Annotated in this window: 15 protein-coding genes; 3 read left to right on the forward strand and 12 right to left on the reverse strand. The window is 64.6% G+C overall.

Annotated elements, in window-relative coordinates; all coding sequences use genetic code 11:
• Window positions 1-7 precede the first annotated feature (7 nt).
• From MIC98_RS11395 to MIC98_RS11410, 4 genes are all read right to left on the reverse strand, one after another.
• On the reverse strand, window positions 8-985 hold the full coding sequence (locus tag MIC98_RS11395; protein WP_239737252.1) for a lipocalin family protein: 978 nt from the start codon (window positions 983-985) through the stop codon (window positions 8-10).
• 94 nt (window positions 986-1,079) lie between these two features.
• The gene (locus tag MIC98_RS11400) at window positions 1,080-1,283 is read right to left on the reverse strand and encodes a hypothetical protein (RefSeq protein WP_239737253.1); all 204 of its coding nucleotides are present in this window, start codon (window positions 1,281-1,283) and stop codon (window positions 1,080-1,082) included.
• A gap of 78 nt (window positions 1,284-1,361) precedes the next feature.
• Entirely contained in the window at window positions 1,362-1,583 is a 222-nt protein-coding gene (locus MIC98_RS11405; RefSeq protein WP_239737254.1) for a DUF4405 domain-containing protein, read from the reverse strand.
• A gap of 35 nt (window positions 1,584-1,618) precedes the next feature.
• Window positions 1,619-2,566 carry a zinc-binding alcohol dehydrogenase family protein gene (locus MIC98_RS11410; RefSeq protein ID WP_239737255.1) on the reverse strand — a complete coding sequence of 316 codons (948 nt, stop codon included), beginning with the start codon at window positions 2,564-2,566 and terminating at the stop codon, window positions 1,619-1,621.
• 92 nt (window positions 2,567-2,658) lie between these two features.
• Here MIC98_RS11410 and MIC98_RS11415 point away from each other — a divergent pair, with 92 nt between their 5' ends.
• The 3 genes from MIC98_RS11415 (at window position 2,659) to MIC98_RS11425 (ending at window position 5,000) form a co-directional block, all read left to right on the forward strand.
• On the forward strand, window positions 2,659-3,108 hold the full coding sequence (locus MIC98_RS11415) for a MarR family transcriptional regulator (RefSeq protein ID WP_239737256.1): 450 nt from the start codon (window positions 2,659-2,661) through the stop codon (window positions 3,106-3,108).
• 687 nt (window positions 3,109-3,795) lie between these two features.
• The gene (gene sul2, locus MIC98_RS11420) at window positions 3,796-4,611 is read left to right on the forward strand and encodes a sulfonamide-resistant dihydropteroate synthase Sul2 (protein ID WP_001043260.1); all 816 of its coding nucleotides are present in this window, start codon (window positions 3,796-3,798) and stop codon (window positions 4,609-4,611) included.
• A gap of 86 nt (window positions 4,612-4,697) precedes the next feature.
• Window positions 4,698-5,000, forward strand: a complete 303-nt coding sequence (locus MIC98_RS11425) for a phosphoglucosamine mutase (protein WP_000251875.1) — start codon at window positions 4,698-4,700, stop codon at window positions 4,998-5,000.
• Between the two features lie 175 nt (window positions 5,001-5,175).
• On the opposite strand, the gene MIC98_RS11430 is transcribed toward MIC98_RS11425, so the two are convergent.
• The 8 genes from MIC98_RS11430 to MIC98_RS11465 all read right to left on the reverse strand — a co-directional run bounded on the left by MIC98_RS11430 (window position 5,176) and on the right by MIC98_RS11465 (window position 15,530).
• Complete coding sequence (locus MIC98_RS11430) at window positions 5,176-6,669, reverse strand: IS91-like element ISVsa3 family transposase (RefSeq protein WP_001120888.1); 1,494 nt, start codon at window positions 6,667-6,669, stop codon at window positions 5,176-5,178.
• A gap of 111 nt (window positions 6,670-6,780) precedes the next feature.
• Complete coding sequence (gene guaA / locus MIC98_RS11435; protein ID WP_239737257.1) at window positions 6,781-8,346, reverse strand: glutamine-hydrolyzing GMP synthase; 1,566 nt, start codon at window positions 8,344-8,346, stop codon at window positions 6,781-6,783.
• A 105-nt stretch (window positions 8,347-8,451) separates the two neighbouring features.
• Entirely contained in the window at window positions 8,452-9,912 is a 1,461-nt protein-coding gene (guaB, locus tag MIC98_RS11440) for an IMP dehydrogenase (RefSeq protein WP_239737258.1), read from the reverse strand.
• Between the two features lie 120 nt (window positions 9,913-10,032).
• The gene (gene folD, locus MIC98_RS11445) at window positions 10,033-10,917 is read right to left on the reverse strand and encodes a bifunctional methylenetetrahydrofolate dehydrogenase/methenyltetrahydrofolate cyclohydrolase FolD (RefSeq protein WP_239737259.1); all 885 of its coding nucleotides are present in this window, start codon (window positions 10,915-10,917) and stop codon (window positions 10,033-10,035) included.
• A gap of 71 nt (window positions 10,918-10,988) precedes the next feature.
• Window positions 10,989-12,128 (reverse strand): molybdopterin-synthase adenylyltransferase MoeB, encoded by a 1,140-nt coding sequence (gene moeB, locus MIC98_RS11450; RefSeq protein WP_239737260.1) that lies wholly within the window; start codon window positions 12,126-12,128, stop codon window positions 10,989-10,991.
• 150 nt (window positions 12,129-12,278) lie between these two features.
• Window positions 12,279-13,679 carry a ribosome biogenesis GTPase Der gene (gene der / locus MIC98_RS11455; RefSeq protein ID WP_239737261.1) on the reverse strand — a complete coding sequence of 467 codons (1,401 nt, stop codon included), beginning with the start codon at window positions 13,677-13,679 and terminating at the stop codon, window positions 12,279-12,281.
• A 13-nt stretch (window positions 13,680-13,692) separates the two neighbouring features.
• A complete protein-coding gene (gene bamB / locus MIC98_RS11460) occupies window positions 13,693-14,889 on the reverse strand; it encodes an outer membrane protein assembly factor BamB (RefSeq protein ID WP_239737262.1) in 1,197 nt (398 codons plus the stop codon).
• Window positions 14,889-15,530 (reverse strand): tetratricopeptide repeat protein, encoded by a 642-nt coding sequence (locus tag MIC98_RS11465; RefSeq protein WP_239737263.1) that lies wholly within the window; start codon window positions 15,528-15,530, stop codon window positions 14,889-14,891. Before MIC98_RS11465 ends, bamB begins: the two co-directional genes overlap by 1 nt.
• Between the last annotated feature and the right edge of the window lie 14 nt (window positions 15,531-15,544).

Consider the following 15,544-nt stretch of genomic DNA (forward strand, 5'->3'; position numbering starts at 1 on the left):
GTCTCATTCAGGCCTGCCAATCGCCGACCATTTCGACGTAGCAGTAGCCGCCGACCTTCTCGCCGCGCACAGAACCGCTGACCGAACTCGCGCCCTCGTAGCGCGCATGCAGGCCCCGGACTTCCTGCTCGCGCGGTTTCGCGATCACCTCCAACTGCATGTCGAGCGCAGGCACTCGCACCCGCCATCGGGTCGGGAACCGGGCGCCGGATTGCGGGCTCAGCCAGTAGTCGCAGGCGTCCTCGACAAGTGGAATCAGGTCGGCGACGACGTGCTTACCGCCTTCGTCAACCACGGTCACCCAGGCGTCCGACTTGCCGTCAACGCCCGTCGCATCCCAGAGGCTGATCCGCCAACCGTTGCTGAGGTTGAGATCCATCCACGTCCATCTGCCACGCGGCGGGCCCAGCGGCTGGTTCTGCCATTGCCGGTCGAACCAGCTCATGCCCGATGCCGGGAATTCCCGACCGTCGATGGTCAGGCGCCCCGTGGTCTCCAGCGTCGGGATGGAATACTGGAAGACGTCCATGCCCAGCATGTCGAACCGTCCCGTGCCCTTGTTGTAGAGCGGGTGGCCGACGGCCTTCAGGGCCACGTCGATGCTGGCACCCTTGATCTGCGCACGAACATGCAATTCGTCGAGCGTTCCCGAGAGCGAACTGTGCGGCGTCTTGACCAGCAGCCGGTCCGAACGAACGTTCGAGCGAAAGATCGGGTGAAAGCCATGCTGCACGCCGTACCAGCCCGTGGTTTCGTCGGTGATGCTGGCCGCGCTGTCCACGCCCACGGTGATCCCACCGATGCTGAGCGCAAACAGGTGGACGAGATAGTTGAGCGTGTGGCCCTCGGACTCAAAGTGGCCGATCACGAACCACGAGTTGAGCGTATAGCCGCGCTTGTGTGCCAGGTCCGCCGTGATGTCGAGGGCCGGGGCAGCCCCCATCGGAGGTGTCGCCAGGTTCTTGGTCAGCAGAGGGATGTTCATGTGCTTGCTTCCAGGGTTCGGTTCTGGACACCTCACGCCAAGCGTGGTGGTGCGCGACAGACGCAGTTGTTGTGGAGCGTTCCGAATGCGCCAATCACTCGCGAAGGATCACGAGGCCCAGGATGTGGAACTCGTCCATGTCATGCGCGTCCGCCAGTTCCTTGATGTTCTGGTCGGGTGTCGCGGTGACGCCGTGCGCTTTGAGCTTCGCAAGAAGCTCCGCCGGGTCTGTGCGCGTCACGTCAGCGAGCGCGGACAGCGGAGCCTCGATGAGCGCGTTGGAGATGGGCCACTTCAACTGCGGGGCCGTGATGCGCCCGAAAGAGAACGTCGAGACGACAAGAATGATCGTGAAGATGGCAACGTTGGCTCTCCCTCAGTTCGATTGGAGATGCCTCACAAGCGGACGGAAATTCACCGCGATGTGGCCGCCTGCACCGACAAGGAAGAACCACGAGAACCATTCGTGCGCGAAAGCGAGGTATCCCGGCACCACGTCGAAGAACATCAGGACGCCGGTGACGGCCATCAGGATGAAGGAGCCGATGGTCAGTGGCGTGGACCAAGTGCGCAGCGTGAAGGGTTTGGCTGTTTTCATCTCAGTTCCCTGCCGAGTCGATCGCTGGCTGTTCGTCATGGCGTGAAGACGATGCGCTCGCCGGTATGGGAAGCCTCGGACCACACCTGCTCCACATCGCGAAGCGGTGTTGCCTTCACGTCGATGCGGAACGTGCCGCGCGCGATCTCTTTCACCAGCGCGGGCAGCTCCATGAGGATGTCGCGACCGGACACCGAGCCATGCCCGCTGCCCACGATCTGGAGATTGGCGGAGCGCAAGAAGGCGCCGGGAATGGCGGCGACTTCACCAGCCATCGAGCCGACGTGAATCCAGGTGAGGGGTCGGCTGCGATCCGTGCGCTGCCTCAGCACGGTTTCCATGACACGCACCGAACTTTCGCCCCAGAGGAAATCGAGTACGACATCGACTTCACACGCGACGGCCCCCCCCCCCAGTTGGGCATCCTTCAGCGTCACGATCTCTGTGGCGCCGAGTGCCGGCAGTTTTGCGAGCCTCTGCTCGTCGCGGCCCGCCGCGATGACCTGCGAGGCGCCAAGATGCCGAGCGATCTGCACGGCCATGCTTCCCGAGCTTCCGGTGGCACCGAGGATGAGCACCTTCTGTCCACGCTGAAAAGGCACTCGGCAACGCAGCGCGAGCCAGGACGCCATTGCGGGATTCATCGCACCGGCGACGGTGACCGGGTCGCTGTCGCTCGGCAACTCGATGCTGTGGTCGAGTTCGATCACGGTCTTGTCGGCCATCGTGCCGATCTGGCCGGGACTCTGCGCGAAGTAGCGCAGCTTGCCGTCGGCGTCGCGCCCGACGCCATCCACACCCGCTACGAGCGGAAACCCGCCGGTGCTGGAGTAGTGCACGCCTGAAGCTCTTCCGCGAGTGAGGTGGTGCAGGCCGACGGCGAGCACTTCGACGAGCATTTCTTCAGGCCCATTGGGCGTGGGATCGGGGAAGTCGCCGTAGTGCGGCGGTTGGTTGAACGAGGTGACGACGGCTGCTTTCAAGGGGCTCTCCTGGGATGGGCGCACAGCCCACAAAGTTCGTATTACGATCTATTATTGATTCGTAGTACGAACCATGTCAAGATAGAGCCAAGATGAAGAAGCAAAAATCCATGAAACAGCCCCCCCCACCCGGCGAAGGACTGGCCGATGCGCTCGTGCCGGCCGCCTTTGTCACGATGGCCGTGCTCAACAAGATCGGCGCCGAGAACGACCTGTCCCTCACGCTGATCCGCGTCCTGGGCATCCTGCTGGATCGGCGTCCACGCATGGCCGAACTAGCCGACTACCTCGGGCTGGAGCGGCAGACGATGTCTGGACTCATTGCCAGAGCGGAGAAAAAGGGGTTGGTGGCGCGCGCGCCCAACGCGGAAGACGGCCGGGCGACGGACGTTTTTCTGACGAGCGAGGGGGCAAAGCTCGTCAAACGCCTGCATGCACAGACACAGCAGGCATTGGCGCCGCTTACCGAACAGCTCAGTGCGTCGGATCAGCGGCAGCTTCAGGAACTGCTTCAGCGCATGCTGGAGAGCCGGAAGAGTTGAAGGCCGGGCGATTGCCGGGTGGAGTCGGCCTCGGCGCGATCTGCACGACGCAGATTGCTATTCAACGAAGCTGAACTTCCTTCGCTTCGACATGAACACTCCTCAGGCCTCGATCGGCCTTCTCGTAAGTGTCCGTGAAAACGGGGGTGAACCCTAAAACCAGCTTTCCTGAGAAGACTTTTACCGTCAAAGACGGCTTTGGTCTGGATAGTGAACGGGAAGGTCTTAATCCGGCCTCCGATTCTTACCGCCAGTTCTACCGCCATCCTGTCCCGCTGGCCGGCGATAGCCACCGATAGCTGTTGTGACGTATTTCTTCCCAAATCAATACGTTATGGCAGTTTTTCGATAGCTGGCGATAGTCCCCGAAGGACCTGATTTCACTCCCACTCTATTGTAAACAAGACATTTTTATCTTTTATATTCAATGGCTTATTTTCCTGCTAATTGGTAATACCATGAAAAATACCATGCTCAGAAAAGGCTTAACAATATTTTGAAAAATTGCCTACTGAGCGCTGCCGCACAGCTCCATAGGCCGCTTTCCTGGCTTTGCTTCCAGATGTATGCTCTTCTGCTCCTGCAGCTAATGGATCACCGCAAACAGGTTACTCGCCTGGGGATTCCCTTTCGACCCGAGCATCCGTATGAGACTCATGCTCGATTATTATTATTATAGAAGCCCCCATGAATAAATCGCTCATCATTTTCGGCATCGTCAACATAACCTCGGACAGTTTCTCCGATGGAGGCCGGTATCTGGCGCCAGACGCAGCCATTGCGCAGGCGCGTAAGCTGATGGCCGAGGGGGCAGATGTGATCGACCTCGGTCCGGCATCCAGCAATCCCGACGCCGCGCCTGTTTCGTCCGACACAGAAATCGCGCGTATCGCGCCGGTGCTGGACGCGCTCAAGGCAGATGGCATTCCCGTCTCGCTCGACAGTTATCAACCCGCGACGCAAGCCTATGCCTTGTCGCGTGGTGTGGCCTATCTCAATGATATTCGCGGTTTTCCAGACGCTGCGTTCTATCCGCAATTGGCGAAATCATCTGCCAAACTCGTCGTTATGCATTCGGTGCAAGACGGGCAGGCAGATCGGCGCGAGGCACCCGCTGGCGACATCATGGATCACATTGCGGCGTTCTTTGACGCGCGCATCGCGGCGCTGACGGGTGCCGGTATCAAACGCAACCGCCTTGTCCTTGATCCCGGCATGGGGTTTTTTCTGGGGGCTGCTCCCGAAACCTCGCTCTCGGTGCTGGCGCGGTTCGATGAATTGCGGCTGCGCTTCGATTTGCCGGTGCTTCTGTCTGTTTCGCGCAAATCCTTTCTGCGCGCGCTCACAGGCCGTGGTCCGGGGGATGTCGGGGCCGCGACACTCGCTGCAGAGCTTGCCGCCGCCGCAGGTGGAGCTGACTTCATCCGCACACACGAGCCGCGCCCCTTGCGCGACGGGCTGGCGGTATTGGCGGCGCTGAAAGAAACCGCAAGAATTCGTTAACTGCACATTCGGGATATTTCTCTATATTCGCGGTTCAGCAGGCATGTCCCCTTTGAGGGCGACCCGACGACAGGATAATCGACCTTATGGTGCGCAAATATTTCGGCACAGACGGTATTCGTGGCAAAGCCAACGAAGGCGCGATGACGGCGGAAACCGCCTTGCGCGTCGGCATGGCGGCTGGCCGTGTCTTTCGTCGCGGTGACCACCGCCATCGTGTCGTGATCGGCAAGGATACGCGCCTGTCGGGCTATATGCTTGAACCCGCGCTCACAGCCGGTTTCACCTCGATGGGCATGGACGTATTCCTTTTTGGCCCGCTGCCGACAACGTATAGGAAGAATAAACGCCCTTTTCACCCAAGTCCAACAGCTTTGGACCGCAGTTGACTCTTTCGACACCCCTGCGATGCAACCCAATCCGGCTGACGGGGAGCCAGCAACGCTGAAAATTTACCCTCCTCTTTCCCACTAGCGGCTCCTTTTCCGACAACCAGCACGGCGGATCCCTGCCGCGGCGCTGTGAACGCAGCATTTTGATTGGTATCGTTGGCCTTCAGGCTCGTCAGTCAAACAGACCCAGGAGCAGCTCAGCCGGTGGCGCCCGGCTTTCGGGTAACGCCCTGGTCCCGCTGGTTTCGGCTTTGTGCTTCAGGTGATCAAGGATCTGCTTGATCACTATAGGGTCTTCAATGCAGGCGATGACTTTCATGGCGCCGCCGCAGCCGCTGCAGGTCTCGATGTCGATATTGAAAACACGCTTGAGCCGTTGCGCCCATGTCATCGACGCTCGCCGTTGTGCTGGTGTTGCCGGTTCATCAGCCACCCTGACCTTGTTGCCCCTGCCCCGTTTTGCCGGCGTGACCAACGCCCGGTGCCGACTGTTGGGTGCGAACACCCCGTGGAAGCGGGTTAGGTTGACTCTGGGCTTCGGTACCAGGGCGGCCAGCCTTGCAATGAAATCCAATGGTTCGAAAATGACGTGCGTGGTGCCGTCCCGGTACGGCGTCTTGAGCTGGTAGCGCACGTTGCCGCCTCGTGTTAACGACAGCCGCTTCTCGGATACCGCCGGGCGGCTGATGTACCGGCACAGCCGTTCGAGCTTCTTGCGTTCATCGGCCCTGGCCGCCACGCCGGCGTGCAGGCTGGACCCGGCTACCTTGCCAATCCCGTCACCGAACGGATCACCACTGGTCGGCAGAGTTTGCAAAGTGAACACCTTTCGCCCCGCCTGTGAACCGACAGCGATACGGTAAGTGATCGAGTGCCCCAGCAGGGGTGTCATCGGGTCGTCATCCACCGCATCCGAGGCCAGATAGCTGTTTTCGACATCCCGTTCCAGCAGGCCTTGCCGTTCCAGATAGCGACCCACCCGGTGGGCGATGGTGTGCGTCAGCTGGGTGAGCTCTGGGCTGGTCGGCGCCTTGACCCAGCGGAAACGCGCTGAGCCGTGGGATTGCTCGACATACACACCGTCGAGAAACAGCATGTGGAAGTGAACATTCAGATTGAGCGCCGATCCAAAACGCTGGATCAGGGTGACCGCGCCCGTCTTGGCCACTTGGTGGGTATGGCCCGCTTTCTTGACCAGGTGCGTGGCAATGACGCGGTAAACGATGCCCAGCACCCACCCCATGATCTCGGGCCGGCTGGCAAACAGGAAACGCAGCTGAAACGGGAAGCTCAACACCCACTGACGCATGGGTTGTTCAGGCAGTACTTCATCAACCAGCAAGGCGGCACTTTCGGCCATCCGCCGCGCCCCACAGCTCGGGCAGAAACCGCGACGCTTACAGCTGAAAGCGACCAGGTGCTCGGCGTGGCAAGACTCGCAGCGAACCCGTAGAAAGCCATGCTCCAGCCGCCCGCATTGGAGAAATTCTTCAAATTCCCGTTGCACATAGCCCGGCAATTCCTTTCCCTGCTCTGCCATAAGCGCAGCGAATGCCGGGTAATACTCGTCAACGATCTGATAGAGAAGGGTTTGCTCGGGTCGGTGGCTCTGGTAACGACCAGTATCCCGATCCCGGCTGGCCGTCCTGGCCGCCACATGAGGCATGTTCCGCGTCCTTGCAATACTGTGTTTACATACAGTCTATCGCTTAGCGGAAAGTTCTTTTACCCTCAGCCGAAATGCCTGCCGTTGCTAGACATTGCCAGCCAGTGCCCGTCACTCCCACTCAATCGTCGCCGGCGGCTTGCCGCTGATGTCATAGACGACGCGCGAGACACCACGCAGTTCGTTGATGATGCGGTTGCTGACTTTGCCGAGGAAGTCGTACGGCAGGTGCGCCCAGTGCGCGGTCATGAAGTCGATGGTTTCCACCGCGCGCAGTGCGATCACCCATTCGTAGGCGCGGGCGTCGCCAACCACGCCCACCGATTTCACCGGCAGGAACACCGCAAAGGCCTGCGAAGTCTTGTCGTACAGGTCGGCCGCACGCAGTTCCTCGATGAAGATGGCGTCGGCGCGGGCCAGCAGTTCGGCGTATTCGCGCTTCACTTCGCCGAGGATGCGCACGCCCAGGCCGGGGCCGGGGAACGGGTGGCGATAGACCATCGCGCGCGGCAGGCCGAGTTCGACGCCGAGGCGGCGCACTTCGTCCTTGAACAGTTCGCGCAGTGGTTCGACCAGGCCCAGCTTCATGTCTTCCGGCAGGCCGCCGACGTTGTGGTGGCTCTTGATGACGTGCGCCTTGCCGGTCTTGCTGCCGGCCGATTCGATCACATCCGGATAGATCGTGCCCTGCGCCAGCCACTTTGCGTTGCTCAACTTGTTCGATTCTTCATCGAAGATCTCGACGAACAGGTTGCCGATGATCTTGCGCTTGGCTTCCGGGTCAGCCACGCCTTCCAGCGCCTTGAAATAGCGGTCGGCGGCGTTCACCCGCACGACCTTGACGCCCATGTTGTCGGCCATCATCTTCATGACCTGGTCGCCTTCCTGCCAGCGCAGCAGGCCGGTATCGACGAACACGCAGGTCAGCTGCGAACCGATGGCCTTGTGCAGCAGCGCGGCGACCACCGACGAATCGACGCCACCGGACAGGCCGAGGATCACCTCGTCGCCGCCGACCTGCTCGCGCACGCGCGCAACCTGGTCGTCGATGATGTTGGCCGCGGTCCACAGCGTGGCGCAGCCGCAGATCTCGGTGACGAAGCGCTTGAGCAGTGCCGCGCCCTGCTTGGTATGGGTGACTTCCGGGTGGAACTGCACGCCGTACCAGCGCTTGTCCTCGTTGGCCATCGCCGCCACCGGGATGCGGTCGGTAGCCGCGGTGATGACGAAGCCCGGCGGCACCTGCGCGACGTGGTCGCCATGGCTCATCCACACGTCAAGGCGCGGCTCGCCATTGTGGTCGGACAAGCCGCCGAGCAGCGCATCGTCGGCCAGCAGCTTCACTTCGGCATGACCGAACTCGCGCTGATCGGCAGCTTCGGTCGCGCCGCCCAGCTGCTTGGCCATCGTCTGCAGGCCATAGCAGATGCCCAGCAGCGGCAGGCCGCTGTCGAACACTTGCTGCGGCGCGGCCGGGCAGCCGGCCTCGGTGGTCGATTCCGGGCCGCCCGACAGGATGATGCCCTTGGCACCGAACGCGGCGATTTCCGCCGGATCGTGATCCCACGCCCAGATTTCGCAATACACGCCGAACTCGCGGATGCGGCGCGCGATCAGCTGGGTGTACTGCGCGCCGAAATCGAGGATGAGGATCTTGTCGCTGTGGATGTTGGTCATGGGCGCTGGAATGGATCGGTGAAAACGAAAATCGGGAAAGCGCGGGCCGCATACGGAGAAAGAGGAACGGGACACGGGTTCCTCGTTCCTCTTCGCTCGTCCGCGTCAGCCGGCGCGGTAGTTCGGCGGTTCCTTCATGATCTGCACGTCGTGGACGTGGCTCTCGCGCTGGCCGGCGCCGCTGATCTTCACGAACTTCGGCTGGGTGCGCATCTGCTCGATGGTGCCGCAGCCGACATAGCCCATCGTCGCGCGCAGGCCACCGATCAACTGGTGGATGATGCCGCCGACCGGGCCGCGGTATGGCACGCGGCCTTCGATGCCCTCGGGCACCAGCTTGTCGGCGCTGGCCGCATCTTGGAAGTAGCGGTCCTTGGAGCCCTTCTCCATCGCCGCCAGCGAGCCCATGCCGCGGTAGCTCTTGTACGAACGACCTTGGTACAGCTCGGTTTCGCCCGGCGATTCCTCGGTGCCGGCGAGCAGGCCACCGATCATCACCGTCGATGCGCCGGCGGCCAGCGCCTTGCCGATGTCGCCCGAATAGCGGATGCCGCCGTCGGCGATCAGCGGGATGCGGTCCTGCAGCGCCTCGGCCACCAGGTCGATGGCGGTGACCTGCGGCACGCCAACGCCGGCGACCACGCGGGTGGTGCAGATCGAGCCGGGGCCGATGCCGACCTTGACCGCGTCGGCGCCGCAGTCGAGCAGCGCCAGCGCCGCATCGCCAGTGCAGATGTTGCCGCCGATGACCTGCACGTTCGGGAAGTTCTTCTTGACCCAGCGCACGCGGTCCAGCACACCCTGCGAATGGCCGTGCGCGGTGTCCACCACCAGCACGTCCACGCCGGCGGCGACCAGCGCCTCGACGCGGCGGTCGGTATCGCCACCGACGCCGACGGCCGCGCCGACCAGCAGGCGGGTAGCGGCATCCTTGGCGGCGTTGGGGTTGTCGCTCTTCTTCTGGATGTCCTTGACCGTGATCAGGCCGCGCAGCTCGAACGCGTCGTTGACCACCAGCACCTTCTCGATGCGGTTCTTGTGCAGCAGGTGCAGCACTTCGTCCGAGGCCGCGCCCTCCTTCACCGTGACCAGCCGGTCCTTCTTGGTCATGATGTGGCGGACCGGGTCGTCCAGCTCGGTCTCGAAGCGCATGTCGCGGTGGGTGACGATGCCGGCCAGCTGGCCGTCGCCGCCCACCACCGGCACGCCGGAGATGTTGTGCGCGCGGGTCAGCGCCAGCACGTCGCGGATGCTGGTTTCCGGGCCGACGGTGATCGGGTCACGGATCACCCCTGACTCGAACTTCTTGACCCGGGCCACTTCCGTCGCCTGCTGCTCGACGGTGTTGTTCTTGTGGATGATGCCGATGCCGCCGAGCTGGGCCATCGCGATGGCCAGCCGCGATTCGGTGACGGTATCCATCGCCGCCGAGACGATCGGCAACTTCAACCGCAGGTCGCGGGTCAGGTGCGTGCCGAGGTCGACATCCTTGGGCAGGACCGTGGAATGGGCGGGGACGAGCGAGACGTCGTCGTAGGTGAGAGCTTCAGCCTGGATGCGCAGCATCGGCATACCCGAGATGTGGGGAAGCGCGGCATTTTACCCTTTATCCGGTGCCGATGGCAGGGGCCGGCAGCGCGCTGCCCGCAAAACAGCGTTGCGGCGGGCCCGCCGCAACGCCGTCGTTCAGGCCACGGCCTCGGCCGCCTCGATGGTGTTCTGCATCAGCGTGGCCACGGTCATCGGGCCGACGCCGCCGGGCACCGGGGTGATCCAGCTGGCACGCTGCGCGGCGGCCTCGAAACCGACGTCGCCGACCAGCCGGCCGTCGTCCAGCCGGTTGATGCCGACGTCGATCACCACCGCGCCCGGCTTGACCCACTCGCCCGGGATCAGCTGCGGAATGCCCACCGCCACCACCAGGATGTCGGCGTTGCGCACCGCCTGCTCCAGCACGTCCTTGGGGGTGAACCTGTGGCAGCTGGTCACCGTGCAGCCGGCGATCATCAGTTCCAGCCCCATCGGCCGGCCGACGTGGTTGCTGACGCCGACGATGGTGGCGTTGCGCCCACGCACTGGCTGGTCGGTATGCGCCAGCAGGGTGACGATGCCACGCGGCGTGCACGGGCGCAGGCCGAACTCGCGCAGCGCCAGGTGGCCGACGTTCTGCGGGTGGAAGCCATCGACGTCCTTGCGCGGGTCGATGCGCTGGATCAGCCGGTTGGCGTCGGGAATGCCCGGCAGCGGCAGCTGGATCAGGATGCCGTGGATCTTCGGGTCGGCGTTGAGCCGGTCGATCAGCGCCAGCAGCTCGGCTTCGGTGGTGCCTTCGGGCAGGTCATGGTCGAAGGCCTCGATGCCGACCTTCTCGGCCGCGCGGCGCTTGTTGCGCACGTACACCGCCGAGGCCGGGTCGCCGCCGACCAGCACCACCGCCAGCCCGGGGCGCGAACCGCCAGCCGCGATGCGGGCGTCCACGCGCAGCTTCAGGTCGTCGAGCAACGCCTCGGCGATGCGGCGGCCATCGAGGATGCGGGAGGTCGGCGCAAGGGCTTCGGCGGGAGCGGTCATGGGCGTGGGTGGCGGGATCGGGGGTCGGCTATTGTCCCCGATTCGGCGCGGCGCGGCACCCTGCCCGGCCTTCAGCCACCATGCGCGCAGAACGCGGCATAGTCGATGTAGCCGGGAAACGGCCTGCCGGGCGCGCATAGCGGGCAGCCGGGATCGGGACGCACGCGGGTTTCGCGGAAACGCATGCCCAGCGCATCGAAGCGCAGCAGGCGGCCGGCCAGCGGCTCGCCGATCTCCAGCAGCAGCTTGAGCACCTCGGTAGCCTGCATCACCCCGGCCAGTCCCGGCAGCACGCCGAGCACGCCGGCTTCGGCGCAGTTGGGCGCGAACTGCGGCGGCGGCGGTTCCGGGAACAGGCAGCGATAGCACGGTGCCTCGCCGCGCCGGCGGCCGGCGTCGAACACGCTCACCTGGCCGTCGAAGCGTTCGATCGCCGCGTACACCAGCGGCCTGGCGTGCTTGATGCAGGCATCGTTGAGCAGGTAGCGCAGCGGGAAATTGTCCGAGCCGTCCAGCACCACGTCCACGCCGTCCATCAGCGCATCGACGTTGTCGGAGGTCACCCGCTGGCGGATGGCTTCCACCTCGACATGCGGGTTCAGCGCCAGCAGCCGCTCGCGCGCCGACTCGACCTTGGCCATGCCGACGGCGGCTTCGGCATGGATGATCTGCCGGTGCAGGTTGCTGCGCTCGACCACGTCGTGATCGACGATGCGCAGGTGCCCCACCCCGGCCGCGGCCAGGTAGAACGCCGCCGGCGCGCCGAGCCCGCCGGCGCCCAGCACCAGCACGCGCGATTGCCGCAGGCGCCGCTGCCCGGCCTCGCCCACCTGCGGCAGCAGCAGGTGGCGCGAATAGCGGTCGTAGAAATCGCGCTCACCGACATCGAGTCCGGGTTGCGCCAGCGGCAGGCCATCGCTGCGCCACGCCACCGTGCCCCCGGCAACCGAGGCCAGATTCGTGTAGCCGGCGTCCGCCAATGCCTGCGCTGCATCGAGCGAACGCTTGCCGCCCTGGCAGATCAGCACGATCTCCGCGTCCGGCGCGGGCAGCCATGCCTGCGGGTCGGCCAACAGCTCGTCCCCGGCAATCCCCTGCGCGCCCTCGGCCATGCCACTCGCGCGCTCGTGCGCCTCGCGCACGTCGATCAACAGCGCCCCCGCAGCCGCGCACTCACGGGCCTGGGCGGGGGAAATCTCGCGAATGCTCATGCCCGGATTATCGCCGAAGCGGCCCGGTAGTGCCGGCCGCTGGCCGGCAACCTCGCGTTGCCTGGCATACCGCAGTTGCCGGCCAACGGCCGGCACTATCCATTGCGCATCAGCCATGACGAAAAGGGCGGCCTTCCGGCCGCCCCTGCATCACTTCTTGCCTTTCACATGCTTCATCAAGCGCCGCTTGCGCGCGATCTGCCGCTCGGTCAGCACGTTCTTCTTGCCCTCGTAGGGGTTGGTGCCTTCGCGGAACAGGAAGGTCACCGGCGTGCCGACCAGCTTGAAGCGCTTGCGGAAGAAGTTCTCCAGATAGCGCTTGTACGAATCCGGCAATTCCTTCAAGCGCGTGCCATGCACGATGAAGGTCGGCGGGTTGCTGCCGCCCGGATGCACGTAGCGCAGCTTGGAGACGTGGCCGCGGATGCTCGGCGGCGGGTTGCTCTCGCAGGCGATCTCCAGCGCCTTGTTCACTTCGCTGGTGCCGAATTCATGCGTGGCCGAGGCATGCGCGCGGTGGATGGCGCGGAACAGCTCGCGCAGTCCCGAGCCATGCTTGGCGGAAATACGCACCACCTCGGCCCACGGCACGAAGCCGAGCTTCAGCGACAGCAGGGTCTCGGCCTGCTCGCGCTGGTAGTCGGTCAGCCCATCCCACTTGTTGATCGCGATGACCAGCGCGCGGCCGGCATCGAGCACCGCGCCGAGCACACTGGCGTCCTGGTCGGTGACGCCCTCGCTGGCGTCCAGCATCAGCACCGCGACCTGGCACTGTTCGATCGAGCGCAGCGTCTTGACCACGCTGAACTTCTCGACCACCTCGTCCACCTTCGACTTGCGGCGCAGGCCGGCGGTGTCGATCAGGCGGTACAGGCGGTCGTCGCGCTCCAGGTCCACCGCGATCGAGTCGCGGGTGGTGCCCGGCACCTCGGAGGCGATCATGCGCTCCTCGCCGAGCAGGCGGTTGACCAGCGTGGACTTGCCGACGTTGGGGCGGCCGACGAAGGCGATGCGGATGCGCTCCGGGTCGTCGTCCAGCGTCTCGGCCGAGCCTTCTTCCGGCAGGCCCGCGACGATTTCCTCCAGCAGGTCGTCCAGCCCCTGCCGGTGCGCGGCCGAAACCGTCAGCATTTCGCCGAAACCATAGCGCGCGAATTCCGAGCGCACCGCATCCTCGTCGGTACCGTCGATCTTGTTGATCAGCAGCAACGTCGGCCGCGACAGCTTGCGCAGCCACGACAGGATTTCATCGTCCAATGCCGAGGTGCCGTCGCGGGCATCGACCACGAACACGATCAGGTCGGCTTCGGCCGCCGCGGCGCGGGCCTGGCGCGCGGTGGCACCGGCCAGGCCTTCTTCTTCCTCGGCGATGCCACCGGTGTCGACGACGAGGAAATGGTTGTCCTCGTCGAGCCGGCACACGCCGTAGTTGCGGTCACGGGTGACGCCGGGCTGGTCGTGGACCAGCGCGTCGCGGGTGCGCGTGAGCGCATTGAAAATGGTGGACTTGCCGACATTCGGCCGTCCGACCAGGGCGACCAAAGGCAGCATCGCTTGGTACTCCTCAGTTTGCCAGCCGGTAGGCGGCCAGCTTGCCGTCCACGTTCTGCACCAGCAGCACGCCGTCGGCGACCACCGGCTGCGCGATCACCCGGTCGCGTCCGCCGCGTTCGCGGGCGGCCAGCGCGCCATCGCCCAGCCGCAGCCAGTGCAGGTATCCCTTGTAATCGCCGACCACGACGTAGTCGCCCTGGATCACCGGCCCGGTCACCGAGCGCCGCGCCAGCGCCTGCTGCGACCACATCGCCGCGCCGGTGGTCTTGTCCAGCCCGTAGACCGTGCCCTGGCCGTCGGTCACCACCACGTTGCCGGACGATACCGCCACGCCGCCGGCGCCACCGTGATCGCGCGACCACAGCGGCCGCCCGGTCGGGCCTTCGATGGCCATCGTCTCGTTCTTGAAGCTGGTGACGTACAGGTTGTTGCCTTCCAGCACCGGCGCGCCGTCCACGTCGGCCATGCGCTCCAGCTCGGTACGGCCTTCCGGGGCACCGATCATCTGCTCCCACAGCGGGCGGCCATCCTGCATCGCCAGCGCGCTGAGCGTGCCATCGTCGTTGCCGACGAACAGCACGCCCGGCCCGACCGCCACTGGCGCGTTGCCGCGCACGGTCAGCGACGGCAGCTCCTGCGCGTTGAACCAGCGCTGCTCGCCGCTGGCGGCATCGAGCGCGGTGACGCGACCGTCATTGCTGCGCACGAACACCAAGCCCTGCGACACCGCCGGAGCGGTGATCACTTCGCCCGGTACCTTGGCTCGCCACTTCTCGCTGCCATCGGCGGCATTGAGCGCGATCACCTGGCCATCCAGCGTACCGATCACCACCACGCCGTCGCCGACGCCGGGGCCGCCGGACAGGTGCAGTTTGGCCTTCTTCTTTTCCTTGGCCGGCTTGTACTCCCAGATTTCCTTGCCGGTCTGCAGGTCCAGCGCATGCACGCCGCCTTCCACCGCCGCCGCATAGACGCGGCCGTCGGCCACCGCCGGCACCTGGCGCACGCCGATGCGGCCTTCGCCCTTGCCGATGTTGACCGACCAGATGCGTTCGACCTTGAGCGTGGCATCGAACTTGACCAGTTCGGCCGGCTCCAGCGCCTTCTTGGCCTCGGCGTCCTTGCCGGCGAACCAGCCCTTCACCGTCGAACAGCCACTGAGCGCCATCGCGACCAGCGCGATGCCCGCAACATGCTTGAGTTTCATCAGATGTTCTCCGCTGCGGGATCGGCGACGCTGCCGCCGACGTCCATCAGCTTGATTTCCAGCAGGCGGCGTTGCGGCGCGGCAACGTCGAGCTTGCCCAGAGACTGTTTGTAGAGGTCGCGTGCCTGCTCGCGCTTGTCCTGCGCCACCAGTGCATCGCCACGGATTTCCAGGCCGGCGCTGTCCTCGGTGTCGCCGAGCAGCGACAAGGCCTCTTCCGGCTTGCCGGTTTCGACCAGCAGGCGGGCGATGCGCTGGTCGATCAGCGTCTTGAACTCGCCTTCGACCTTCAGGCCGCGCAGGGTCTTGATCGCATCGTCGTACTTGCCGGCCTCGACCTGTGCCTTGGCCAGCTCCAACGCCGCTAGATCGGCATAGATGCCAGCCTTGCCGCCTTCCAGCGCCGCCACTTCCCTGGCCGCCTCGTCCAGGTCCTTCGACTGCAGGCTGCGCGACACCGCCTCGTAGCGGCTGTTGGCCTCGGCCAGCTTGCCCAACTGCTGCTTCTGCCACCACTGCCAGCCACCGATCAGGGCCAGCGCGAGGACTACCCCGCCAAGAATGCCTGCGCCGTTCTGGCGCAGCCAGGTGCGGACACGTTCGCTTTGTTCATGCTCGTCGAGCAGGTCATTAATCGCCATGCGTAACTCTCGCT

Origin of the sequence: Stenotrophomonas sp. NLF4-10 (assembly GCF_022359915.1) — a bacterium.
Classification (GTDB): domain Bacteria; phylum Pseudomonadota; class Gammaproteobacteria; order Xanthomonadales; family Xanthomonadaceae; genus Stenotrophomonas; species Stenotrophomonas daejeonensis.

Bases quoted from the DNA above. Each gene is read 5' to 3' on its own strand.
- MIC98_RS11395 (WP_239737252.1), bottom strand. From the start codon at position 985: ATGAACATCCCTCTGCTGACCAAGAACCTGGCGACACCTCCGATGGGG.
- MIC98_RS11405 (WP_239737254.1), bottom strand. From the start codon at position 1,583: ATGAAAACAGCCAAACCCTTCACGCTGCGCACTTGGTCCACGCCACTG.
- MIC98_RS11415 (WP_239737256.1), top strand. From the start codon at position 2,659: ATGAAGAAGCAAAAATCCATGAAACAGCCCCCCCCACCCGGCGAAGGA.
- sul2 (WP_001043260.1), top strand. From the start codon at position 3,796: ATGAATAAATCGCTCATCATTTTCGGCATCGTCAACATAACCTCGGAC.
- MIC98_RS11425 (WP_000251875.1), top strand. From the start codon at position 4,698: ATGGTGCGCAAATATTTCGGCACAGACGGTATTCGTGGCAAAGCCAAC.
- MIC98_RS11430 (WP_001120888.1), bottom strand. From the start codon at position 6,669: ATGCCTCATGTGGCGGCCAGGACGGCCAGCCGGGATCGGGATACTGGT.
- guaA (WP_239737257.1), bottom strand. From the start codon at position 8,346: ATGACCAACATCCACAGCGACAAGATCCTCATCCTCGATTTCGGCGCG.
- guaB (WP_239737258.1), bottom strand. From the start codon at position 9,912: ATGCTGCGCATCCAGGCTGAAGCTCTCACCTACGACGACGTCTCGCTC.
- folD (WP_239737259.1), bottom strand. From the start codon at position 10,917: ATGACCGCTCCCGCCGAAGCCCTTGCGCCGACCTCCCGCATCCTCGAT.
- moeB (WP_239737260.1), bottom strand. From the start codon at position 12,128: ATGAGCATTCGCGAGATTTCCCCCGCCCAGGCCCGTGAGTGCGCGGCT.
- der (WP_239737261.1), bottom strand. From the start codon at position 13,679: ATGCTGCCTTTGGTCGCCCTGGTCGGACGGCCGAATGTCGGCAAGTCC.
- bamB (WP_239737262.1), bottom strand. From the start codon at position 14,889: ATGAAACTCAAGCATGTTGCGGGCATCGCGCTGGTCGCGATGGCGCTC.
- MIC98_RS11465 (WP_239737263.1), bottom strand. From the start codon at position 15,530: ATGGCGATTAATGACCTGCTCGACGAGCATGAACAAAGCGAACGTGTC.